Annotated in this window: 16 protein-coding genes; 6 read left to right on the top strand and 10 right to left on the bottom strand. The window is 61.8% G+C overall.

Features of this window, described 5'->3' with window-relative positions:
- Window positions 1-35: 35 nt before the first annotated feature.
- The 8 genes from ACU680_RS22740 to aspA all read right to left on the bottom strand — a co-directional run bounded on the left by ACU680_RS22740 (window position 36) and on the right by aspA (window position 17,651).
- Entirely contained in the window at window positions 36-4,601 is a 4,566-nt protein-coding gene (locus ACU680_RS22740) for a dermonecrotic toxin domain-containing protein (RefSeq protein ID WP_448180566.1), read from the bottom strand.
- A 147-nt stretch (window positions 4,602-4,748) separates the two neighbouring features.
- The gene (locus tag ACU680_RS22735; protein WP_448180565.1) at window positions 4,749-5,849 is read right to left on the bottom strand and encodes a polyamine ABC transporter substrate-binding protein; all 1,101 of its coding nucleotides are present in this window, start codon (window positions 5,847-5,849) and stop codon (window positions 4,749-4,751) included.
- The gene (locus ACU680_RS22730) at window positions 5,846-6,871 is read right to left on the bottom strand and encodes a histone deacetylase family protein (RefSeq protein ID WP_448180564.1); all 1,026 of its coding nucleotides are present in this window, start codon (window positions 6,869-6,871) and stop codon (window positions 5,846-5,848) included. Before ACU680_RS22730 ends, ACU680_RS22735 begins: the two co-directional genes overlap by 4 nt.
- Before the next feature lie 271 nt (window positions 6,872-7,142).
- Window positions 7,143-8,138, bottom strand: a complete 996-nt coding sequence (locus tag ACU680_RS22725; RefSeq protein WP_367082118.1) for an AraC family transcriptional regulator — start codon at window positions 8,136-8,138, stop codon at window positions 7,143-7,145.
- 103 nt (window positions 8,139-8,241) lie between these two features.
- Window positions 8,242-12,864, bottom strand: a complete 4,623-nt coding sequence (locus ACU680_RS22720) for a hypothetical protein (protein WP_448180563.1) — start codon at window positions 12,862-12,864, stop codon at window positions 8,242-8,244.
- A gap of 135 nt (window positions 12,865-12,999) precedes the next feature.
- Window positions 13,000-14,004, bottom strand: a complete 1,005-nt coding sequence (locus tag ACU680_RS22715) for an asparaginase (RefSeq protein WP_448180562.1) — start codon at window positions 14,002-14,004, stop codon at window positions 13,000-13,002.
- Between the two features lie 170 nt (window positions 14,005-14,174).
- The gene (locus ACU680_RS22710) at window positions 14,175-15,620 is read right to left on the bottom strand and encodes an alanine/glycine:cation symporter family protein (RefSeq protein WP_007962272.1); all 1,446 of its coding nucleotides are present in this window, start codon (window positions 15,618-15,620) and stop codon (window positions 14,175-14,177) included.
- A gap of 606 nt (window positions 15,621-16,226) precedes the next feature.
- On the bottom strand, window positions 16,227-17,651 hold the full coding sequence (gene aspA, locus ACU680_RS22705; protein ID WP_027610364.1) for an aspartate ammonia-lyase: 1,425 nt from the start codon (window positions 17,649-17,651) through the stop codon (window positions 16,227-16,229).
- A gap of 180 nt (window positions 17,652-17,831) precedes the next feature.
- On the opposite strand from aspA, the gene ACU680_RS22700 reads away from it, so the two are divergent.
- From ACU680_RS22700 to ACU680_RS22680, 5 genes are all read left to right on the top strand, one after another.
- A complete protein-coding gene (locus ACU680_RS22700; RefSeq protein WP_007962273.1) occupies window positions 17,832-18,740 on the top strand; it encodes a LysR substrate-binding domain-containing protein in 909 nt (302 codons plus the stop codon).
- Between the two features lie 331 nt (window positions 18,741-19,071).
- Window positions 19,072-19,563: a 5-(carboxyamino)imidazole ribonucleotide mutase gene (gene purE, locus ACU680_RS22695; protein ID WP_003229641.1), complete on the top strand. Its 492-nt coding sequence runs from the start codon at window positions 19,072-19,074 to the stop codon at window positions 19,561-19,563.
- A 10-nt stretch (window positions 19,564-19,573) separates the two neighbouring features.
- Entirely contained in the window at window positions 19,574-20,656 is a 1,083-nt protein-coding gene (locus tag ACU680_RS22690) for a 5-(carboxyamino)imidazole ribonucleotide synthase (RefSeq protein ID WP_201236259.1), read from the top strand.
- 114 nt (window positions 20,657-20,770) lie between these two features.
- Entirely contained in the window at window positions 20,771-21,016 is a 246-nt protein-coding gene (locus ACU680_RS22685; RefSeq protein WP_003229635.1) for a GlsB/YeaQ/YmgE family stress response membrane protein, read from the top strand.
- A 102-nt stretch (window positions 21,017-21,118) separates the two neighbouring features.
- A complete protein-coding gene (locus ACU680_RS22680) occupies window positions 21,119-21,655 on the top strand; it encodes a DUF3299 domain-containing protein (protein ID WP_448180561.1) in 537 nt (178 codons plus the stop codon).
- Window positions 21,656-21,738: 83 nt separating this feature from the next.
- Here the strand turns inward: ACU680_RS22680 and ACU680_RS22675 are convergent, their stop codons facing one another.
- Window positions 21,739-22,638 carry a D-hexose-6-phosphate mutarotase gene (locus ACU680_RS22675; protein ID WP_448180560.1) on the bottom strand — a complete coding sequence of 300 codons (900 nt, stop codon included), beginning with the start codon at window positions 22,636-22,638 and terminating at the stop codon, window positions 21,739-21,741.
- 58 nt (window positions 22,639-22,696) lie between these two features.
- Entirely contained in the window at window positions 22,697-23,101 is a 405-nt protein-coding gene (locus ACU680_RS22670) for an acyl-CoA thioesterase (RefSeq protein WP_003229628.1), read from the bottom strand.
- Window positions 23,102-23,478: 377 nt separating this feature from the next.
- On the opposite strand from ACU680_RS22670, the gene ACU680_RS22665 reads away from it, so the two are divergent.
- Window positions 23,479-24,777 (top strand): MFS transporter, encoded by a 1,299-nt coding sequence (locus ACU680_RS22665; RefSeq protein ID WP_448180559.1) that lies wholly within the window; start codon window positions 23,479-23,481, stop codon window positions 24,775-24,777.
- Window positions 24,778-24,781: the final 4 nt, after the last annotated feature.

Here is a 24,781-nt window from a genome sequence, read left to right as displayed (position 1 = left end):
CCGCGCGTGGCGGGCTTGCGTCGAGGAACCGGCGATCAAGAAAAGAACAGCGCTTCAGCCTGTGAGCGGCTGATGCTGCTGCGATGGATCGCGATCAGCTCCTGGTTACTGCGATTCTCGCGCTCGACAAAGGCGCCGCCCAGGCGCCGTTGTTCAACGGTTTTCAGATGCGCGGCAGTGAAGGATGGCAACGGATCCGCCGGGTTGGTGTAGTGAAAATGGGCGTACCACAGGGCTTTTCCGCTCTTGCGGTCGAGTATCGGATATTCCAGCAGATAATCCTTGCGCGGGCCTTTGAGTCGGCGGCGCTCGGTGGTTTTACTGATCGTCACTTCGCCTTTGGCGAACAGCCATTGGACACGTGCAGCAGTGGGCGGCTGCTGTTTGGTGATGTCGATTCTGGCGGCGCGACCTTCGGCATAAAGGGCAGTGGCTTCGTTGTCGAGTTGCTGACGCAGGCTGCTGGCCGTGGACGTTTTGCCGTCGGTGTGATTGCCGGCGGTCAAGGCCTGATCGATTTTCTCCATGGCCTCGCGCAGTCGCGTGGCATGTATGTAGTAAATTTCCTCGATCTCCGTCGGATTGCGTTGCGCCCGGGCAATGTGCGCCTGAGTGCGTTTTCTGAAGTCTGCCAGACCATTGAGCAACACCTGTGCAGCCTGCGTGCTTTTCGGCAGGTCGGGGCCGGGACGTGGTGATACCGAAGGTTTGGCCGGCACCCGTTCCACCCAGTTGCCCGGGGATTTCTCGTGGAAGGTGGCAATCACTTTTCCGGTCAACGGGGCGATCACATCCACCAGGTCACCGTCCTGTCCGCCGGCACTGCGACGGGGTTGCCCGACCAGTGTGCCCTTGTAACGGGTCTTGATGATTTTGCGCGCCGGTGTGACCGGTGACCTGGACGGCCCGGCGACCGGTTCCACCAGGCGCTGCTCGCGCAGCAGGGTCGACAAATGTTGCATCGCGTCCTGATGGAATTCGGCAACGTGGCGCTTCACGCTTTCAAGACGCTCGGCATTCAGGTGCTGCGGATACTCGGCGACGAGGTCGACAAATCGCTGGTCGATGACGTCGAATTGTTCCACCAGATTATTCATCGCCTCGACGCGTTCGCCGAGTTGCTCCAGGCCCTGTTCGGCGCTCAGATCCAGAGCGCTCTGAATGTTCAGCGATGCGTCTTCAATCAGGGTTTCCAGCGCGACGCGGGCGCCTTCGCGAAACTCACCCGCTTGTTCATTGAGGCACAGCTCCTGGCCAAGAGTGATTTGCAGCAGCTTCAGGTCCTCCAGCGAGAACGTTGGCAGCCGGGCCTTGTACTGGCGAGTCACCTCTACGGCCTCTTTGCCCAGCAGGCTCAGTTCGGCAAAACGGGTGTGGGCGAATTCGATCTTGTCGATGATCCCTCGGGTCAGGTCGGACATTTTATCGAAGGGCTCCGAACGCGCGGTATCCGTTTCATTGCCCGGCGCATCGAGCAGCACCAGGGTCACTTCCAGGCTTTGGCGAAATGCCGAGTAGGTTTCATCGATCCAGGCCTGCATGAGGAACAGTTGCAGGGAGATCCGGTCGAGCATCGCGGTGCGGTAGTTGGGCACCGCTTCGAGGATGTTCAGGGCCTTCAGGCTATCGATGTGGGCGGTATATTCCTTGACCTGTGAGTCGAGCGTATCGAGAAACTGCTGCCGGGCGCTTGCTGCAGTTTCCGGCGTGGCTTCCAGCATGGCGCGGCGTACCGCGACCAACTGGCTGCGTTTGTCTGCCAGCCCGGCGTCGAATGCTGCGATTTCCTGCTTTTTCTGGCGTAACGATTCGGCGTTCTGTTGCTGCAACGCTTTGCGCCGACTTTTCAGCCCTCCGCCGCGCAGGCGCAAGCGCAGATCGACAAACCACTGTCCCCGCGCATTGGCGATCAGCAGCGGCCCGCGGCGTGGCGGTTGCTGACGGGTATCGATGATCTGCACGTCGTCATTATCGTTGAGCGCGACTTCGAACCAGCGCGCGCCGACCTCGGCGTACCACTTTCCCCCCGCCGTGCGCAGGTGACGGTACGCGCCGTCGGCAGCGGCCGTACTCAGGCCTTCGGGTTGGCTGATCTTGAGGCTGTCGAGCAACAGGCCCAGGCTGGAAGGAGAGGCGGCCGACAATGCGCCCTGGGTGTGCAGCGCCGGCGTGTGATGGTCCGGCAGTTCATGCCCGACAATATCGGGTAACCGCGCGACGCGAAGGGCGTCTGGCTTGGGCGGCTTGCTGACTTCTCGGGTTGGCTGGGTAATCGTGGAGGCACTGCGTTGCGGTTTTTTGCGCGTGGCCGCGCGGTGGGCGAGCGCCATGCCCAGCGACAGCAGGAGGTCGGTCAGTGCAGTCCAGTCCAGAGCCTGCTGTTGTTCTTGAACGTCGCTGACTTCTTGCAGGTCATCCATGATCTGCCAGATCCACGCTGCAGTGCCGACCCCGCGTCCGAGAAACGGCAGTGCGGCATTGAACAATGCCCAGCCGCCACGTTTGAGCGTGGCCCAACGCGCTTGAGCATTGGACACCGAGCTGCGATCAGCCTGCGCGATCAGCGCGTCGGCATTGGCCTTGTACAGGGTCGCCAGCAGATCCTGCTCGATGACCCGGCTGCCTAGCGTCAGGGTGGCGGCCGGTGCCGGTGCCGACGTCGGGTCGACCAGCAGCTGCGGTATCGTCCATACCGAAGGCAGTGCACCGGGAAATACATATTGCGAGTAATTGAAACGCACGCGGTCCGGCAGCCAGGCGAGGACCGACTGGCGCAGGGTGCGTGAATGGCGGATGGCATACAGCAGGTTCGCGGTTGACGGGAATTGCAGCAGTGGTGCGTCGAGCAGTGGCCGGTAGAGCAGGCAGGGGCCCTTGCTCATGTCGCGCGGGCCGATCATGAACATGTTGAGCACTTCGTCGGTCTGCCCGCCGGTGACGAACCCCAGCGGGCGAATCACGATGTCCTGACCGTCGACGCGCCTGTCCACCGGCGCGCTGGCCAAGGCTGCCAGGACATACCGATAGCCGAGCTCATCAAGCCCGGCCTGACCGCGGATTTTGTACTGCAACGCCAGCAGCGGCAGCTCGAGGGGCAATTGGCGGCTGTAGAGTTGTCGCAGGCGCAAAGACCGGGACGGGTCATCAACCAGCCTGTTTTTGAGCTCATCCGGATAGGTTTTGCCGATATCGACCGTGGTCACCAGGTTTTCCAGATAGGTCGGGGTCATCCAGGCCGGTACTGCGCTCGCCCCCTCGCGGTAGCGCACCGCAATGTTGCCCAGCGGCAGGCCGGCCAGATTCTGCAAGGCCAGTTCGACCAGTGACAGGGTCAGGGTCTGCTCCTGTTCGGGCGGAACGAAGGTACCCCAGACCACCACGCTGGTGACGGTGATTTCCACGTCTTGCAACCTGAAGTTCTGCGCCGGGGTCTGGCGGATGGCGCTGTTCAGTTTGCCCAGAGTGAAGGCCTGGATGCCGGGGAGCTCTTTTTGAAAGGTGCTTCCCTCGTTCTGCTGTTGCATGGCGACCAGATCCAGCAAGTGACGGCTGTAACGGGTCTGGTCGGCGGGTGCGGCGTTATCGAGCCATGGCGGCAACGAATGCTGGGTAACCGTAAACCGCGCAGGAGCTTGCTGCGCGCCAACGTCTGAATCGTCGGGCGCGCCATGGCGCGGAAGAAACACGGCGTCGGCAGGTCGCCGGAAAAAATCGATATCGCCAATTGCCTGGGCTTCCAGCGCAATCATCGCGCAGGCTTGCTGATCGAAAAAGTTGCCCGGCGGCTCGAACAATCGCCACCTGATGTCGATTCCGTCGACACCTGTCTCGACCGGCCATTGCAGTGACTTTTGCAGTTCCTCGAAGCTGTTGAAACGCTGAAAACCCTGAGTGATCGAGTGGCTGAGGATCAGCGTGCGTTCACCGACGGTGCCGACCAGCACGGCGGTGTCGAGGATGCTCAGATGGCTGCGCTGATTGCTCTCATCCAGATCCAGATCAATCAGACAGGCGCGGGTCTGGTAGGTGTCGGCAGGCAAGCGCAGGGTTTTCTCCGGCTGGTTGAACACGGCGCGGGTCATTGCCCGTTGATCCGCATCCCAGCCGTTGTCAGCGCTGACATTCCATACCTGCTGCAAGGTGCGTGACAGCTGGTGCCAGCGGGGTACGGCGGGGCTGACGGTTTCGTTCCAGTAATCGATCTGTTGTTCTTGCAGAGACTTGAACAGCAAGGGGGCGAGTTCGTTGAGCAGCGCACCCACGGTTTCCATTTTCACCGGCAGCTGGATTGCAGTCTCGACGCCGGGTTGTTCGGTGAGGAAGTGTTCGCCATCGATGAGCGTGACCGTCGTGCCGGACAGGGCCAGCCTGACCAGGATATCGGTCAGCGATTCGAACTGGCAGGGGCCGACATCGATCCGTTGTTTTTTGATCACCCAGGTCGGCGTACCGACCACGACCCGTTCCGGGTCGATCGCTTGCTGCGGGTACAGCCGCGTAAGGGCGGGCTTCAAGGCATTGGAAGCGACTTCGGTGAGGGAGGGGCCACTCACCAGTTGGGTGAGTATGTCGACAGCGCTGGGCGCGGTACTTTCGGGCATGACCATATCCTTGTCTGACGTTGGCGGCCTGCGGGCGCAGGGCCGGATGCAGCCAAGGTAGGACTGGGTTGCTGGCCTCGGGTGGTAGATAGATATCGCAGACAAAAAAAGACCCGCACGGCGGCGGGTCTTGTCGTCAGCGTCGGCTCAGGTGCCGGACTTGATCTTGGTCCAGGCCCGGGTGCGTGCCCGCTCGGCATCCCGCGGCAGCGGTTGCAGGGTGTAGAGCGTGCCCATTGCCGCATCGGTCGGGTACAGGTTGGTGTTGTTGCGGATCGCCGGATCGACCCGTTGCGTGGCGTCCTTGTTCGGGTTCGGGTACCCGACGAAGTCACTGACCGGCGCGATCACTGCCGGTTGCAGCAGGTAGTTGATGAAGGTGTAGGCGTCCTCCGAGTTCTTCGCGCCCTTGGGAATGGCAAGCATGTCGAACCAGATCGGTGCGCCTTCCTTGGGCAGACGCATGTCGACCACCACACCGTTCTTCGCTTCCTTGGCGCGGTTGGCCGCCTGCGAGAAACTGCCGGAATAACCGACCGCGACGCAGATGTCACCGTTGGCGATGTCGGCCATGTACTTGGAGGAGTGGAAGTAGGTGATGTACGGCCGGATCTTCATCAGCAGCGCTTCCGCCTTGGCATAGTCCGCCGGGTTTTTGCTGTTGGGATCCAGACCGAGGTGTTGCAGGGCCAGCGGCAGGATCTCCGACGGCGAGTCGAGCAGGGCGACGCCGCACTGCTTGAGCTTGCTGATGTTCTCCTCCTTGAAGATCAGGTCCCAGCTGTCCACCGGCGCATTCTCGCCCAGCGCGGCCTTGACCTTGGCCGGGTTGAAGCCGATCAGGATGGTGCCGTACATGTACGGCACGGCGAACTTGTTGCCCGGATCGTTGGCCTCGATCAGCTTCATCAGTTTCGGATCGAGGTGATTCCAGTTCGGCAGCTTGCTGCGATCCAGCGGCTGGAACACCCCGGCCTCGATCTGCTTGGCGAGGAATACATTGGACGGCACCACCACGTCATAGCCGGAGTTGCCGGTCAGCAGCTTGGCTTCCAGCGCTTCGTTGGTGTCGAAGATGTCGTAGACCAGTCTGGTCTGGGTGTTTTGCGCCTTGAAGTCTTCCAGCGCCTTGGGCGTGATGTAGTCGAACCAGTTGTAGACGCGCAGGGTGCGTTCTTCGGCGTGGACGGCGGCGCTGAGCAACGCCGCGCACAGGGCTGGCGCAATGCAGTGCTTGAGTCGGTTCATTGTTCGAACCCTTCGAGCACGTTCACTGCGTTGATGCCGATTTCCTCCACCGCGTAACCACCCTCCATGACGAACAGCGTCGGTTTGCCGAGGGCGGCGATGCGTTTGCCCATGGCCAGGTAATCCGGGCTGTCGAGCTTGAACTGCGAGATCGGATCGTCCTTGAAGGTGTCGACGCCCAGCGACACGACGATGATATCGGCGCCGTAGCTGTCGATCTCGTTGCAGGCCTGTTCCAGTGCCGCGCTCCACACACCCCAGCCGGAGCCGGCCGCTAGCGGATAGTTGAAATTGAAGCCTTCACCGGCGCCTTCGCCACGTTCATCTTCGTAGCCGAGGAAGAACGGAAACTCGGCTTCCGGGTGGCCGTGGATCGAGGTGAACAGCACGTCGCTGCGCTCATAGAAAATCGACTGGGTGCCGTTGCCGTGGTGGTAATCGACGTCGAGGATCGCGACCTTCTTGTGGCCCGCATCGAGGAATGCCTGGGCGGCGATGGCGGCGTTGTTGAGGTAGCAATAACCGCCCATCAAGTCGCTGGCGGCGTGGTGTCCCGGTGGTCGGCACAGGGCGAACGCACTGTGTGCGCCACGCTGGATTTCCGCCTGGGCAGTCAGCGCCACTTGCGCTGCACTGTAGGCTGCTTGCCAGGTGCCGGCGGTGATCGGCGCGCCGCCGTCGAAGCTGTAGTAGCCGAGCTGGCCGTGCAGGCTGGTCGGTTTGATCTGCCGCAGCGTGCGGGCGGGCCAGGTGTAGGGCAGCAGGTCGCCGTCGGTGTTGAATTCGGTCCAGCGCGCCCACGCACCCTTGAAGAAGTCGAGGTAGTCACGGCTGTGGATACGCGCGATCGGCTCCAGGCCGAAATCCTTCGGTGCTTCCACCGGACCGAGATTCCGGTGCTGTACTCGTTGCAGCACGTGGTCGGCGCGCGACGGCATCTCGAAGCACGGCTTGAGCTGGCCGTCGATGAGTTCGCAGCGGCCGTGGTGCAGGTGGTGATCGTCCGAGTAGATCGTCAGCATTTGTTGTTCTCCGCAGGGGGCTGATTCGGTTACCCCCAGTGTTGCGGCGCGCGGCGAATCGGAGAACGGCAGGAAAGGCCAAAAGGGGATCGATATGGCCAAAAACTCTGACCGCAATTCGCCCCTTGCTGGCGCAGGTTTGCACCTGCCATGGGCAGGCAATACACAATCCTTGTAGGAGTGAGCCTGCTCGCGATGGCGGTCTGTCAGCCAATATAAATGTTGAATGCTGGATGGCAATCGCGAGCAGGCTCACTCCTACAGGAGGTTCTCAGTGCGGGCGAAACTGACTCGGCGCCACGCCGCTCCAGCGCACGAACGCATGGCGGAAACTCGCGGTCTCGCTGAAGCCCAGGGTCTCGGCGATGCGGTAGATCGGCAACTGATCTTCACACAGCATCTGCTTGGCCCGCTCGAAGCGTAGTTCGTCGAGCAGCTCCTGATAACTACTGCCCATGTCCTTCAGGTGCCGGCGCAAGGTGCGCGGCGAACATTTCATCTGCTGGGCCAGCCCCTCCAGGCCCGGCGCGGCGTTGAGCTGCGCACTGAGCAGCTGACGAATCCGCCCCAGCCACGCCTGCCGCCCGGTGAACTCGATGTTCTGTTTGCGGCAGCGGTCGGCCATGGCCTGATGGGTGATGCTGTCGGCCAATGGCAACGGTTGATCGAGCCAGCGCCGGTCGAAGGCGAAGGCGTTGTCCTTGGCGGCGAAGTGCAGCGGGCTGTCGAAGTGTTCGGCGTAGCTGTCGCGATAATCCGGCGCGGCATGTTCAAAGCGTGTCGCCAGCAACGGCAGCGGATGCCCGAGCAGGTCGTCACAGATGACTTTCAACGACACCAGGCAGAATTCCGCGTTGAACACCGCCATTGACGGACTCTCGCGGTAATCGGCGGCGACGAACCAGACCTGCTCGCCATCGTCTTCCAGGCGCAGTTCGAAAAGTGTTCCCAGCAGCGCCGGATAGCGAATCGCCAGGCGCAAAGCGTCACCTAAGGTGGCACTGGTGAGCAGGGCGTAACCGAGGATGCCGTAGCAGGAAACGTGCATCCGCCGGCCCAGTTCCAGGCCAATGTCATGCTTGAGCGCGACCGCGTTGGCGCAGACCTGCATTTCCTGATTGGTGGTGATACGCGTATCGGCACGGGCCAGATCCGCCGCACTGATGCCGCTGCCGGCCAGCAGCGCGTCGCTCGACAAGCCTTCGGCCTTGAAGGTGTTGAGCACCAGAGAGACGGCGTTGAGCGTCGTCAGATGGGAGTGGAGCATGGGCGGCATCCGCTGGCTTTTGGCAAAAGTGCCAGCAAGTAGCGTGCCGCGCATGACGTCCCATACGCTGGCGAGACGTCATGCACGGTCATCGTCGGGTGCCTCAGCCTGCGCTGAAAAACAGCTGCCGGGCCTGCTCCACGCCGATCATGCTGCGGTAATAGGCCAGTCGTTGGGCGCGGCTCAGCCCGCGAGTGCTGTCGGCTTCGGATCCCAGTTGCTGCTCTTGCGGGGTTTTCAGGCGGGCAGAAAGAAAGGCTTTGTCCGGCACCCACGAGGTCGAATACAGAAAGTGCGCGTACCACAGCACTTTGCGGGTGGTCTGATCAGTGATGGTGTATTCGTCCAGGTAGAGCGCCTTGCCGCCCTTGAGGCGGCGCCGCCTGACGGTTTGCGCAATACGGATGCTGTCATTGGCTTGAAGCCAGGCGACAGCCGATGGCGTGGGTGATTGTGCCCGGGTCATCAGCGACATCGCGGTTTTGGCTTGCTGATACAGGCTGTCGACGGCATCGCTCAGCGCCTTGTTCAGCACCGCAGCCGAGCGCTGGCTGCTGTCGGTGGCGTTACTGTCGGTCAGGGCCTGTTCAACGGCCGCGCTGACGTGTTCCAGTTGCAGGGCGTGCTGGTGAAACAGGTACTCGATCCCGACCGCTGAGCGCCCGTCCCGGGTCATGAGTTCGTTCATGCGCAGGGTGAACGCCGGCAGGCCGTCGAGCAGGTTCTGCCCCTTGTTCAAACTGATTTCGAGCGCTGGCGTCGGCGTCGGCAAGGCAGCGCTGACACGTTCGACCCACACCCCGGGGGTTTTTTGATGAAAGGTCGAGATGACCTTGTCCGTGAGCGGTGACTTGATATCGACCAGGTCGGTTTCCAGGCCCTGTGCCGTCAGGCGCGGCTCGCCGATCAGCACGCCGTTGTAGCGGGTGCGGATGAACTTCTTTTTCGGCCTTGGCGGTTGCACGGGAGGCGCCGGGCGGCTGCGCAGGGTGTCGCGCTCTTCGAGCAACAGCACCAGGTTATGGCGGGCGCTGCGGTTGAATTGCTCAAGCTGTTGGCGCAGATTTGCCAGCGGCGCCTCTTGCACACTTTCAGCGTACGCGGACTTGAAGTCCGCCAGGCGCTCGTCGAGTACGTTGAATTGTTCGATCAGATCGTTGAGGCAGTCGATGCGTTCATCGAGCCGGGAAACGCTGCGCTCTTCCAGAGTGTCACGCAGTGCCTGAACGGCGATATCGGCGGTATCGACAATCTGGTCGAGACTGAGCCAGGCATCCGCGGCGGTCGCTACCGAGTGTTCGGGCAGGCAGACATTGCGCGCGAGTGTCACTTGCAGTGCCTTGAGATCGTCGATCGAGTACGCCGGGAGTGCCTTGCGGGTCAGTTGAATCAGGCGCAAGCCGTCTCTCTCGAACTCTTTGAGTTGCTCCAGTTGTGCCTGGATCTGCTCCAGACGCGTGATCATGTCCAGGTTGAGTTCAAGCATCTGCTGCGTCTCGGCAATATGCCGGTTCTGGGGCTGTTCAGCCTGGCCTTCGAGATGATTGAGCACGCTGCGCAATGTCGGCGTGAACAGGGTCAGCGCTTCGCGAATCCCCGCATGGATCAGTTCGAGCTGCGCCTTGAGGTAGCCCAGGGATCTCTGTTGGTAGTCAGCCGTTGGCGAGAATACATGCAACGCCTTGAGATCGCTCAGCGCCTGGGCATAAGCGACGCGTTGCCTGTCCAGAGACTGGAGAAAGAGCTGGCGATGGGCCGCAGCGGTCTGAGCGGTGGCGGCGTTCATTGCCTGGCGGACCTGTTCCAACTCGCCTTGCGCTGCCGCTTTACGGCTTTCAAAGGCGGTCAGGCGGGTGCGCAGGTTTTCCGCTTCGATCCGGCGTTGTGCGTCAGCCAGCTGGGTCAGGCCGGTCGAGCCGCCACCGCGCAGACGCAGTCGGCTATCGACGAACCATTCGCCACGCAGATTGCCGATCAGGGCTGGGCCGGTATGGGCTGGATCCTGCGGATCGATGATCATGACGGTGCCGTTTTCGTCCACCGCGACCTCGAACCAGTCACGGCCCACCGGGGCGTACCATTTGCTGTTGTAGCTGTAGAGATGGCGATAGGGCCCTGGCGTGGTGTTGGCGCTGGCCAGATGTTGCGGGCGAAGGATTTTGAAGCGCGCCAGCACGGTGCCCAGACTTGCCGGCGTGCGATTCGCGGCGCCGCTGATATTCAGGGTCTGCTGCAGGTCCGCGGTTTCATGGGGAGCGCTTTTTTCCAGTTGCTGCACGGTGATTTCCGTGGTCGTGGGTTCAGGGCTTTTCGGTGTTTCGCTTGCCGCTGCCTCATGGGCCAGTCGTGGTCGGGAGCGACCTGCGATGTGCAACGTGATTGCCATCCCCAGATTGAGCAGCACCTCGGTGAACGCTGACCATTGCGCGGAAGAGTCATCCTGCTCGCGGGCTTCCTTCAGGGCTTGCAGTTGCTCCATCACCTGCCAGATCCACGTCGCGACCCCCACCGTGCGTCCGAGGAACGGCAGGACGGCATTGAACAGGGTCCATCCGGCCCGTTTGAAACTGGCCCAGCGACTTTCCGCATTTGACACCGACTGGCGGTCGGCCAGCTCGACCAGCGCCGACGCATTGGCTTTGAACAGCGCGCCTGGCAGGTCGCCCTCCACGGTCTTTCTACCGAGACTGATCGGCCCGCTCATGACCCTCATTTTTTCCGCATCCACCAGAAATTCGGTGACGGCCCAGGGGGAAGGCAACGTGCCTGGAAACACATAGTTGGCGTAGTCGCTGCGCACGCGGTCCGGGAGCCAGGCGAGCACCGAGTCACGCAGGCTGGCGGATTGCTGGATGGCGTACAGCAAGTTGCTGGGGGAAGGGTATTGGGTCAACGGCTGGTCGAGCATCGGTCGATACAGCAGACACGGTCCGGCGCTCGGGTCTTCAGGACCGATCACGAACATGTTGGCGACTTCGTCATGGCTGCCGTCTGTTCTGCGTTGAGGAACGAAAGCCAGAGGCCGCATGACGATGGTCTGGTCCTCGACCATGCGATGGTTGCGGTCGGGGTCCAGCACCGCGACGACATAGCGGTAACCGCGTGCGTCGATACCGGCCTTGCCGCGAATTTTCGATTGCAGGGCCAGCAGCGGCAACTGGATGCGCAAGTGCTGTGTGAACAGTGCCTGTCGCCCGGCGGATGCTGGCGTGGTGTCGACCAACTGGCTCTTGATCAGCGCCGGGTAGGTCGTACCGATATCCGCGCGGGTTACCAGGTCTTCCAGATAGCTTACGGTCAGCCATGTCGGCAATGGCTTGCCACGGGTGGAGTGCAGGGTCTTGTTGCCTATCGGCACTGCAATCAGATTCTGCAAGGCCAGATCGGTGACGCTGAAATTGTAAGTCTCGATTTTTCCCGGAACAGTAAAGGTGCCCCAGATCACCGGACTTTTGACCCGCAACTGGATCGACTCCAGGGCTGTCTCCAGGTCGGCACGCTGCGCATCGGCGTGCTCGTGAAGGGTCTCGGCATGCAGGATGTTCATTTCGCTCAGCGCGTATTCGCTGATTGGCAGGATGCCATCCAGATAGGACTTGCCGGTGTTCTGGCTATGCAGCGCAGCCAGATCCTTCAAGTGCCGGGAATAGTTGTTCAGATCCGGCAGTGATGCAGCGCTGAGCCAGTCAGGCAGGGCATCCTGGAACCAGCTCAATGGCGGGCCGGGCTTTTTCGCCGCTGCGTCGACTTGCGGGGTGGCCGTGGACAATGGCTTGTCGAGTGGCGCAGGTGTGGCAGGAGAAAAATCCAGCGCGCCGATCACATCGATCTGAATCGAGACCAGTGCGCACGCCTGATAATCGAAAATGCTGCCGGAGGGTTCCAGTAATCGCCATTTCAGTTGCTGGTATGGCTGAAGGTTGCTGACATGCTCAGGCAAGGATTTGCCCAGTTCATCAAGAGCGTCGAACTTCTGGTAGCCCTTGAGCAGCGAGTGGGCGAGGATCACTGTTTTTCCCTGCTGTGTGCCGATCAGCACCGCCATCGATACTTCGTTCAAGTGCTTCACGGTTCCGTCATCGACCAGGTCAATGGCGATCAGGCAGGCGCTGCTCTGGTAGGGATCATCGATTTTCCTGCTGGCCAGATCCGCATTGCGATACAGCGCGCGGGCCATTGCGCAGTCACTCTCGCTCCAGCCCTGCACCTGATCGACGTTCCAGACCTCGCGCAGGGTGTCCGACAGCGCATGCCAGCGCGGGCCGCTGCTGTCGTCGGCGCTGTTCCAGTACGCCAGTTGTTGCTCCTGAAACGCCGTGAGCATGACCGGAGCCAGCAGGTTGAGCAGGCTGGCGATTTCGTCGATGCGTACCGGCAGGTGGACGGCCGGCTCGCTGATCGGTTGTTGCGTCAGAAAGTGTTCACCTTCGATACACAGCGTCGGTGTGCCCTGCACGACCTGGTTGGCGAGGATTTCGGTCAAGGCCTGGTAGGTCGGATTTCCGGCAACGATCTGTTCGTCAACGATGGACCATTGCGGCTTGCCGATCATGGTAATGCTCGGCTCCAGATCAAGCGTGGGGTACAGCTTGCGCAAATGCTCGCGCAACAGCACGCCGGCCACGTCGCGCAAGTCGGGGCCGACACTCAATTGAGTGATCAGGGCTTCGGTGGGATTGGTGCCGGCGGCCGTCTGCCGGGTGGAGCTTGTGGTTGCTGAACTCATCGTGCGTCCCTGCGTTCTGGTGATGGAGGCGATCCCGAGGTCAAGCTTTCGGGGTCGCTCCATGCTAGGGAGGCACGATGCAGCATGGGTGGTAGATATGTAGGGCGCCGGATTATTGCCGGCGCCGGACACGGCTCAGCGCAACTCACCACACAGGTCGAGTTCGATCAGACGTCGCACTTCGGTGTTGTCCAGGCCGGCACCGAGCAAGCCGTGCAGCTTGCCGAACGCCGCCTCGCGGGTCATGCCGCCACCGGACAGCACACCGACGCCACGCAGACGGCTGCCAGCTTCATACACATCCAGCTCGACCCCGCCTTCATGGCACTGCGTGACCGCGACCACTACCACACCGTTGTCCCGGGCGCGACCGAGGCTGGCGAGGAACTCGGGATTGTCGCTCGGCCCGGTGCCGCTGCCGTAGCACTCCAGCACCAGACCTTTGATACCGCTGGCCAGCAGGCCATCAACCACCTCGGCGTCGATGCCGGGGAACAGTGGCAGCACAGCAACCTTGGCCAGTTGTTTCGGCTGGTTGTAGTTCAGCGCGGCCGGAATCGACGGCGCTTTCATCCCGCCGCCCTGACGCTCCAGGCGCTTGAACGGATGACGGCCGAAGCTGCGCACTTTCGCGCAGCGCGTCGGCGCCAGCAGCTCGCCATGGAAATACAGGTGCACGCCCGGCGCCAGACCCTGACCCAGAGCAACCAGCGCGCCACCGAGGTTTTCCCAGGCATCGCTGTCGGTGACGCCGGCCGGCAGCATCGAGCCGGTGAAACACACACGGGCATGCAGGCCGAGCAACTGAAAACTCATCGCCGCGGCGCTGTAGGCCAGGGTGTCGGTGCCGTGCAGGATCAGCACGCTGTCGCAGCCTTGCACGTCCACCGCATCGACCACCGCTTCGCGCAGTTGCTGCCAGTAGGTCGGGGTCATGTTGGCGCTGTCGATCAGCGGCGACATTTCCCGAAAACGCCATTGCGGCAACACCAGCTCGGGCTGGCTGTGCAGATAGTCGCGCATGCGGGCTTCGAAACCGGACGCTGGGGCCAGACCGTTGGCACTGGCCTGCATGCCGATGGTGCCACCGGTGTAGAGCACCATGACGTGTTGGGCGGCGGGGAAGGTGTTGGCAATCATCTGAGGGTCTCCACAAGAGATGACATTGTAGGAGTGAGCCTGCTCGCGATAGCGGTTCATCATTCAACATTAATGTTGGCTGAAAGACAGCTATCGCGAGCAGGCTCGCTCCTACAGGTATTGCATCACAATAACCGACGGGCGCAGGGGATGCGCCCGTCATTCACCTGTCAGCGTTGCGCTGCAGGCACGCCTTGCGGCTCGGCTGCGGTCTTGCCCGCGGCTGGCGCGTCGACTGGCCAGGCCTTCAGGTCCAGATCCAGATCGGCAAATTTGCTGGCGTCGAACACTGGCTGCTTGATGCCGGCGCGGCGCTGCTCGTCGTAGTCACGCAGCACACGCATGCCGACCTTGAACAGCATCGCCAGGGCGATCAGGTTGACGAAGGCCAGGCAGGTCATGGTGATGTCGGCGAAGGCGAACACGGTCGACAGGTCCTGCATCGAGCCCCAGACCACCAGCGCCAGGACCAGGCCGCGGAAAATCATCAGCACAGCGCGGTTGCGGCTGAGGAACTGCAGGCTGTTCTCGCCCAGGTAGTAGTTGTAGAGGATGCAAGTGAAGACGAACAGCGACAGCGCGACGCTGACGAAGATGCGGCCCCAGTCACCGACCACGGCGGCCAGCGAGTTCTGGGTCAGGACGATGCCGTCACCTTCGAAGCCCGGGGTGTAGAAGCCCGACAACAGGATCAGCAGCGCGGTGCAGGTGCAGATCACGAAAGTGTCGAGAAACACGCTGAAGGCCTGAACCACGCCCTGAGCGCCCGGGTGTTTCACCGAGGCCACGGCGGCGACGTTCGGCGCACTGCCCAGGCCCGCTTCGTTGGCGAACACGCCACGCTTCACGCCCATGACGATGGCGCTGCCGAGCAGGCCGCCGAATGCCGGGTCGAGACCGAAGGCGCTTTTGAAGATGGTTTCCAGCATGGCGGGTACGTGTTCGATCTGGGTGCCGATCACGTACAGGGTCACGCCGATGTAGGCCAGGGTCTTGACCGGTACCAGCAGGTCGGACACCGCGGCGATGCGCTTGATGCCGCCGATGAAGGTGATGGCCAGCAGCACCGCCAGGACGATCCCGGTGTGGCTTGGGTCGAAGGCGAAGGCGTTTTGCAGCGAGTGGGTCACGGTGTAGGACTGCAGACCGATGAAGGCGAAGCCGTAGGTCACCAGCAGCAGGATCGAGAACACCACCGCCATGCCTTTGAGTTTCAGGCCGTGCTGGATGTAGTAGGCCGGGCCACCACGGTACAGACCGTCACCTTCGGCGCGCTTGTAGACCTGCGCCAGGGTGCATTCGAAGAAGCTGCTGGACATGCCGACCAGTGCGGTCACCCACATCCAGAACACCGCACCCGGCCCGCCGAGGGTCACGGCGATGCCGACACCGGCGATGTTGCCTGCACCGACACGGCCGGCAAGGCTGAGCATCAGGGCCTGGAACGAGCTGAGTTGCCCGCCGCTGCTTTTCAGGCTGTCGCGGAACACCGCGAACATGTGGAAGAAGTGGCGCAATTGAACGAAACGCGAGCGAATCGTGAAGTAGCTACCGAGCCCGACAATGAGCACGATCAGTACTTTCCCTGAGAGGAAGTCGTTGATGACTTCGAGCATGGATTTTTCCTCGCTGTTTTTTGTGTAAGCAAATGCCGGATGTTCAGAAACATCGCGTTACACCGGTTTGCGCGCGGCACAACAGGTGAGGCGAAGGTTTCGTCCCGGTCCATTTCGCGGGTTTGTTATTAGTTCGGGTTTCGCATGGGTTATGGCCTCGTTACCGACGACCGCTCACGCGAAGAGGGGCGGCACTATACCGATCAGTGACGCGCCCGTCTGCACGGTAGTGGTGCAAGCGACGAAACGAAGCTTTGAAACACCCGGCGTTACCGGCGCCGGGCTTGTGCGGGAACTGCGTTTCTGTAGATGCAAACCCTGTGGCGAGGGGATTCATCCCCGATCGGCTGCGAAGCAGTCGCAAATCATTGCACGCGGTGTACTTGTTACACCGCGATTGCAGGTTTTGGGGCCGCTTCGCGACCCATCGGGGATGAATCCCCTCACCACAAGGGCTTATCTCTACATTCTTCAGTCCCCAGACATACGGGTCTCAGGATCAGAAAGTTAAAAAAAAGGGCTTGGGGACAAATCCCCAAGCCCTCAAAAGGTGAGAGGTGTCTAGTCCCTCGACCTGGTGAGCGGTGCTACAAGTAACGCGTCGGCTCAGGCTTTGAGCGGAACCAGACGCGGGGCAATCATGTTTTCCGGGCGCAGGATGTCGGCGAGCATGGCTTCGTCGAGCAGACCTTCTTCGCGCACCAGTTCCAGCACGCCGCGGCCGCTTTCAAGGGCGATCCGGGCGATGCGGGTGGCATTTTTGTAGCCGATGTACGGGTTCAGCGCGGTGACCAGACCGATCGAGTGCTCGACCAGTTCGCGGCAGCGGGCTTCGTTGGCGGTGATGCCGACGATGCAGTGCTCGCGCAGCATGTCCATGGCGCGTTGCAGCAGGCGGATCGAGTCGAGGATCTTGAACGCGATCAGCGGCTCCATCACGTTCAGCTGCAGTTGGCCGCCTTCGGCTGCCATGGTCAGCGCCAGGTCGTTACCGATGACCTGGAAGGCCACCTGGTTAACGGCTTCCGGAATCACCGGGTTGACCTTGCCAGGCATGATCGAGCTGCCTGGCTGACGCGCTGGCAGGTTGATCTCGTTGATGCCGGTGCGTGGGCCGCTGGACAGCAGGCGCAGGTCGTTGCAGATCTTCGACAGCTTCACGGCGGTACGCTTGAGCATGCCGGAGAACAGCACGAAGGCGCCCATGTCGGAAGTGGCTTCGATCAGGTCGGCGGCTGGCACCAGCGGCTGACCGCTGATCAGCGCCAGACGCTGAACGGCCAGCGCCTGATAGCGCGGGTCGGCGTTGATGCCGGTGCCGATCGCGGTGCCGCCCAGGTTCACTTCGGTCAGCAGTTCCGGGGCCAGCGTCTTCAGACGGGCCAGGTCTTCGCCCATGGTGGTGGCGAAAGCACGGAACTCTTGACCCAAGGTCATCGGCACGGCGTCTTGCAGCTGGGTACGGCCCATTTTCAGAACGTGATCGAATTCTTTGCCCTTGGCCGCGAAGGCCTGAATCAGGCTGTCGAGGCTGGCCAGCAGCGCGTCGTGACCCAGCAGCAGACCCAGACGGATCGCGGTCGGGTAGGCGTCGTTGGTCGACTGCGCCATGTTGACGTCGTCGTTCGGGTGCAGGTACTGGTACTCGCCTTTCTGGTGACCCATTGCTTCGAGCGCAATGTTGGCGATCACTTCGTTGGCGTTCATGTTGGTGGAAGTACCGGCGCCACCTTGAATCATGTCGACCACGAATTCTTCGTGAAAATCACCGCGGATCAATCGGGCACAGGCTTCGCTGATGGCAGCGTGCTTGGCTTCGCTCAGATGACCCAACTCACGGTTGGCGTCAGCGGCGGCCTGTTTGACCATCGCCAGACCGACAACCAGTTTCGGATAATGCGAAATCGGAACGCCGGAGAGACGGAAGTTGTTCACCGCTCGCAGGGTCTGGATGCCGTAATACGCTTGAGCCGGTACTTCGAGGGCGCCAAGCAGGTCGTTTTCTGTGCGGAATGATGCAGCGGAGGACATGATAGAAATCATCTCGATATGGACCCGGTCTATGCCGGAACGCTGCGAATGCTAGGCTTCTGGGATTTTTTGGGCCAATGCTGTTAAACACTGCCCTATGCACATTCGGCATAATGCCCGTGTGACGCCGCGTGCGCGGCAGACGTGTGACCTGTTTTGGTGCGTGTCCGGGAGGACGTGATGAATCTGGAAAGCAAATGGCTCGAGGACTTCAGTGCCCTGGCCGCCACCCGCAGCTTCTCGCAGGCGGCCGAACGGCGCTTCGTGACTCAGCCGGCGTTCAGTCGGCGAATCCGCAGCCTGGAAGCGGCGCTTGGGCTGACGCTGGTCAACCGCTCGCGCACGCCGATCGAACTGACGGCAGCCGGGCAGCTGTTTCTGGTGACCGCGCGCACCGTGGTCGAACAGCTCGGCGAAGTGCTGCGGCATCTGCATCACCTGGAAGGCGGGCAGGGCGAGGTGATGCAGGTCGCCGCCGCGCACTCGCTGGCGCTGGGCTTCTTCCCGCGCTGGATCGCGCAACTGCGCAATGAAGGGCTGAACATCGCCACGCGGCTGGTGGCGACCAACGTCGGCGACGCGGTGCACGCGCTGCGCGAAGGCGGCTGCGACCTGATGCTGGCGTTCTACGATCCGGACGCGGCGATGCAGATGGACCCGGAAATTTTCCCCTCGCTGCACCTGGGCCAGACCGAAATGCTCCCGGTGTGCGCGGCGGATGCCGACGGTAAACCACTGTTCGATCTGGAAGGCGAGGCCAGCGTGCCGCTGCTGGCGTACAGCGCCGGGGCGTTTCTCGGGCGCTCGGTGAATGGTTTGCTGCGTCAGCGTCAGCTGCGCTTCACCACCATCTATGAAACCGCCATGGCCGACAGCCTCAAGAGCATGGCCCTGGAGGGCCTCGGTATCGCCTGGGTGCCACAGCTGAGCGTGCGCGCCGAACTGGCCCGTGGCGAACTCGTCGTCTGCGGCGGCCCGCAATGGCACGTGCCGCTGGAGATTCGCCTGTACCGCTGCGCACTGGTGCGCAAGGCCAACGTGCGGTTGTTGTGGCGCAAGCTTGAAGGGGGCGCTGCACAGGCTTCCTGAACCCACCCAACAACCCTGTGGGAGCTGGCTTGCCAGCGATAGCGGTGGGTCAGTCACTGCCTGTGGTTACTGATCCGACGCCATCGCTGGCAAGCCAGCTCCCACAGGTATCGAGTGATGCTGGAGCGCTGACCTTCAAGTCAATAAAACCGGGCCTTTCGCTGATTTGACAGATGGTCGTTTCGGGGGCTGTTTATTGCTTTCTTTGCGGTATACTGCGCGGCCTTCGGCCGGTACGTCCGGCCATTTTTCGTACAATCAAGCCACGCAATCCTGCGTGGCTTGTTGTTTTTGACGCGCCTGCGGGCGCCCAGAGAGAAGAGGCGCGACGATGAGTGCACTGGTTGGCGTGATCATGGGCTCCAAGTCCGATTGGTCCACCCTTAGCCACACCGCCGATATGCTGGAAAAGCTCGGCATCCCGTACGAGGTCAAGGTGGTTTCTGCCCACCGCACCCCGGATCTGCTGTTCCAGTACGCCGAAGAGGCTGAGGGCCGCGGCATCGAGGTGATCATCGCCGGTGCCGGTGGCGCAGCTCACCTGCCAGGCATGTGTGCGGCCAAGACCCACCTGCCGGTGCTGGGCGTTCCGGTGCAGTCGTCGATGCTCTCGGGCGTCGATTCGCTGCTGTCGATCGTGCAGATGCCGGCGGGCATCCCGGTTGCCACCCTGGCCATCGGCAAGGCCGGCGCGATCAACGCCGCGCTGCTCTCGGCGAGCATCCTGGGTGCCAAGCATCCACAGTTCCACGCGGTACTGAAAACCTTCCGTGCCGAGCAGACAGACAGCGTCCTGGACAATCCAGACCCACGTATTGCCTGAGGTTGTTGAGATGAAGATCGGTGTAATCGGTGGCGGCCAGTTGGGTCGCATGTTGGCGCTGGCGGGTACTCCGCTGGGCATGAACTTCGCTTTCCTCGACCCTGCGCCGGACGCTTGCGCCGCGGCACTGGGCGAACACCTGCGGGCCGATTACGGCGATCAGGATCACCTGCGCCAACTGGCTGACGAAGTCGACCTGGTGACCTTCGAGTTCGAAAGCGTCCCGGCGGAAACCGTGGCGTTCCTCTCGCAGTTCGTCCCGGTCTATCCGAGCGCCGAAGCCCTGCGCATCGCTCGCGACCGCTGGTTCGAGAAGAGCATGTTCAAGGACCTGGGCATCCCGACCCCGGCCTTCGCCGACATTCAATCGCAAGCCGACCTGGACGCCGCCGTGGCTGCCATCGGTCTGCCGGCCGTGCTGAAAACCCGCACCCTGGGTTACGACGGCAAGGGCCAGAAAGTCCTGCGCAAGCCGGAAGACGTGGTCGGTACATTCGCCGAGCTGGGCAGCGTGGCCTGCCTGCTGGAAGGCTTCGTGCCGTTCACCGGCGAAGTTTCGCTGATTGCCGTGCGTGCCCGTGATGGTGAGACCAAGTTCTATCCGTTGGTGCACAACACCCACGACAGCGGCATTCTCAAACTGTCGGTCGCCAGCACCGATCACCCGCTGCAGGCGTTGGCCGAAGACTATTCCAGCCGCGTGCTCAAGCAGCTCGACTATGTGGGCGTGATGGCGTTCGAGTTCTTTGAAGTCGACGGCGGCCTCAAGGCCAACGAAATCGCTCCGCGTGTGCACAACTCTGGGCACTGGACCACCGAAGGCGCCGAGTGCAGCCAGTTCGAAAACCATCTGCGCGCCGTTGCCGGCCTGCCGCTGGGTTCGACCGCCAAGGTCGGCGAGAGCGCGATGCTCAACTTCATCGGCGTGGTGCCGCCGGTAGAGAAAGTCATCGCCATCGAGGATTGTCATCTGCATCACTACGGCAAAGCCTTCAAGGCCGGGCGCAAGGTCGGTCACGCCAACCTGCGCTGCGCCGACATGGCCACGCTGCAGGCACAGATCGTCAAGGTCGAAGCGCTGATCGCCGAGTAAACAGTTTCATGTGGCAGCGGCGGAACCTTCGGGAGCCGCCGTTCTCTCATGGCAGGATGCCAAAGTCTGACTAGGCTTTGGCATATCTACCATTCAGAGTCAGAGGGAAATGCCATGGGAATTATCGGAACCATCTTTATCGGCTTGATCGTCGGCCTGCTGGCACGCTTCCTCAAACCGGGCGATGACAGCATGGGCTGGATCATGACCATCCTGCTCGGTATCGGCGGTTCGCTGGCGGCCACTTACGGCGGCCAGGCCCTGGGTATCTATCAGGCCGGTCAGGGCGCAGGCTTCATCGGTGCGCTGGTCGGCGCGATCGTGCTGCTGGTGATCTACGGCCTGATCAAAAAGAACTGATCCAAGCGACCAAGTCCTCTCTGCCAACGCGGCAGGGAGGGCTAGAATGCTCGGCGATTCAACGTCCTTCCTTTATCCGAGCATCTTTTACCGAGCACCTTCATGCGCCGTCTTCTGTTGACTCTCCTTTTGCTGGGCAGCGGCCTGGCCCACGCCGGCGAACTGCCGGAAACCGACTGGCTGGAACTGATGCCCAAGTCGGACCAGAAAGCCCTCGAGGCCATGCCCGAAATTGACCACAACTCCCCGGAAGCCACCGGCACTTTCACCGAGAAGGGCGGGATGAAACAGGCCAAGGGCCTGCCGGCGGTGATGTATTCGACCAAGACCGTGGCGGCGATGAACGACAAGCACATTCGTATCGGTGGTTATCCGGTGCCGCTGGAGTCCGATGCCAAGGGCCGCAGCACGCTGTTCTTCCTGGTGCCGTACCCTGGCGCGTGCATCCACGTACCGCCACCGCCACCGAACCAACTGGTACTGGTGCGTTATCCAAAGGGCTTGAAGCTGGATGACATCTACACGCCGTTGTGGGTGACCGGCACGCTGAAGATCGAAAAGGTCAGCAATGATCTGGCTGATGCGGCGTATGCGCTGGACGCGGACAAGGTGCGGGTGGTGCAGGAGTCCGATCTCTAAAGCAAAAGATCGCAGCCTTCGGCAGCTCCTACATTGGAATGCATTTCCCTGTAGGAGCTGCCGAAGGCTGCGATCTTTTGATCTTAAAGCGGTTTGCTGCCGATGCTGACGCCCATGGTATGGCTCGCCCCCGAGGCCAGCGTGACCACATCATCCATCACATTCGCCGTCTCGATGCACAGCATGCGCTGCCAGCCATCGTTGTCCATGTCACTGAACGCGGCGGCGCGGTCGGTCCACGGGTTCCAGATCACCGCGGTGCGTGAGCCGCTGGCGCTCAATACGATACGTCGTTCCCAGGTCGGATCGACGATGCTCAGTTGCGGCGGAGCGTCGAGGTAGATGCGGTCGGTTTCCCCGGCAAAGCGCAGTTCGCCTTGCTGGCGGTGGGTGTTCCAGTTATCCAGGGTCTCGATGTAATCCAGTCCTTCAACACCGTCGACGTGCACGTTGCGCACATCGCTGACGGCGTAATAGGTATGCAGCGCCTGACTGAGGCTGACGGTTTCGGCACCACGGTTATGGCTGGTCAGGCTGATGTTCAGCTGATCATTCAGGTGCAGGGTCAAGGTCAGGTCGACCTGATGCGGCCAGCTCGGGAATCCGCCTTCGGGATACGGCAGCCTGAATTCAACCTTGACCCCATGGTCCTCGGCTTCGATCCCGCCCAGCTCCCAATCCATCGCCCGGACAAAGCCGTGGGCCTGTGCCGGTTCATCGCTGACGCGCATCGCTTTGACGCTTTGCGGGTTGCGCTCGAAGATGCCAAACCAGGGCCAGCACACCGGCACGCCGGCGCGGATGCTCTTGCCGGTCTTGAACACGGCCTTGTCGTTGAGCCAGATGATCGGCGGCTGGCCGTCGATCTGGTAACTGAGGATGTGCGCGCCTTGCTGGGCCACCAGCACTTCGGCCTGACCGTGGCGAATGCGCCAGCAGTTCAGTTCATCCAGTTTCACGGCTTCAACGTTGGGCGTGTTCATGGGACAGCTCTCGATCAGACACTTGGGACGACTATCGACCGCAAAACCGCGGCAATGTTTAACGCGCGCGTGGCGGCACCGAGCGAGTACGACCGCTGCCGTCGATGGCGACGAAGACGAATACCGCTTCGGTCACTTTACGCCACTCGCTGGACAGCGGGTCGTCGCTCCACACCTCGACCATCATCTGGATCGAGCTGCGGCCGATTTCCAGGGTCTGGGTATAAAAGGACAATTGCGCGCCGACCGCGACCGGCACCAGAAAGGCCATGCGGTCGATGGCGACCGTGGCTACGCGACCACCGGCCACGCGGCTGGCCATCGCGGTGCCTGCCAGATCCATCTGCGCCACCAGCCAGCCGCCGAAAATATCGCCAAAGCCGTTGGTTTCGCGCGGGAGTGCGGTGATTTGCAAGGCCAGGTCGCCTTGCGGGATCGGATCTTCTTGTTCGAGCTCTATCATGCCGGGGGTGCCTCTGACCCGTGACTCTTCGTTGGTATTGCTGGTGGTAGCCGTCTTCAGGAAAAACGATTCAGCACCGAACATACTGCGTTCGTCACGTTTTCCATAGGCGTCTAAAGGGGAAACTCTGCGAAACCGGCTGATCCCGTTCAAAGGCCGGGCCAACGACGTTTTCGCACAGCAACCCCCTACAAACCGGAGCAAGGTTGCGAGTATATCGGTCGGTAGACTCCGCGACGACCATCGGGTTCTGATTTTGACCGGCAAATACGCGCCTCTATGTGCTTTTTCGAACAATTTGCTATGGTGCCGAACCTGCCCAAGCCACAGCCAGCGTTGTTGTGGCGGTAGATCCGCCTATAAGAGAAGCCCTTGCCATGACCACAGCGCCTTCGAGCCTCGCGCAGCCCGAGCAACCTGCACGCCCCCTGACCCGCAATGACTACAAGACTCTGTCGCTATCGGCCCTGGGCGGTGCGCTGGAGTTTTACGACTTCATCATCTTCGTGTTCTTCGCCACCGTGGTCGGCAAGCTGTTCTTCCCGGCCGACATGCCCGAGTGGCTGCGCCTGATGCAGACCTTCGGCATCTTCGCCGCCGGGTACCTCGCGCGGCCGCTGGGCGGTATCGTCATGGCGCACTTCGGCGACCTGCTGGGGCGCAAGAAGATGTTCACCCTGAGCATTTTCATGATGGCCGTGCCGACCCTGATCATGGGCCTGTTGCCGACCTACGCGCAGATTGGCCTTTGGGCGCCGATCCTGCTGTTGCTGATGCGGGTGATCCAGGGTGCGGCGATTGGTGGTGAGGTGCCGGGGGCGTGGGTCTTCGTTTCCGAACACGTGCCGCAAAAGCACATCGGCTATGCCTGCGGCACCCTGACCAGCGGCCTGACGGCGGGCATCCTGCTCGGCTCGCTGGTCGCCACCGCGATCAACAGCATTTATACGCCGGTGGAAGTCGCGGATTACGCCTGGCGGATCCCGTTCCTGCTCGGTGGCGTCTTCGGCCTGTTCTCGGTGTATCTGCGCCGCTGGTTGCACGAAACCCCGGTATTCGCCGAGCTGCAACTGCGCAAGGCGCTGGCCGAAGAAGTGCCGCTGCGCGCGGTGCTGCGTGACCATCGCGGGGCGATTGCGATCTCGATGCTGCTGACCTGGCTGCTGTCCGCCGGCATCGTCGTGGTGATCCTGATGACCCCGACCGTGCTGCAGACGGTCTATCACTTCTCGCCGACCGAGTCGCTGCAATCGAACAGCCTGGCGATCGTGTTCCTCAGCGTCGGTTGCATCATCTCCGGTGCGCTGGCCGACCGTTTCGGTGCCGGCCGGGTGTTTGTCTTCGGTTCGCTGGGCTTGTTGATCAGCTCCTGGACCTTTTATCACAGCCTCGCCGACCACCCGAACTGGCTGTTCCCGCTGTATGCCCTGACCGGTCTGCTGGTCGGCACCATCGGTGCGGTGCCGTACGTGATGGTCAAGGCGTTCCCGCCAGTGGTGCGCTTCAGCGGATTGTCGTTCTCGTACAACGTGGCGTACGCGATCTTCGGTGGCCTGACGCCGATGGTGGTCAGCCTGCTGCTTAAAGAGAGTGCGATGGGCCCGGCCTACTATGTGGCTGTGCTGTGCGGGATGGGGATCATGGTTGGCGCGTGGCTGTGGAAGAAGGGACGCTGATTTA

It is taken from the genome of Pseudomonas sp. LF020, from assembly GCF_053456425.1.
This window is presented reverse-complemented; position numbering and strand designations above follow the sequence as displayed.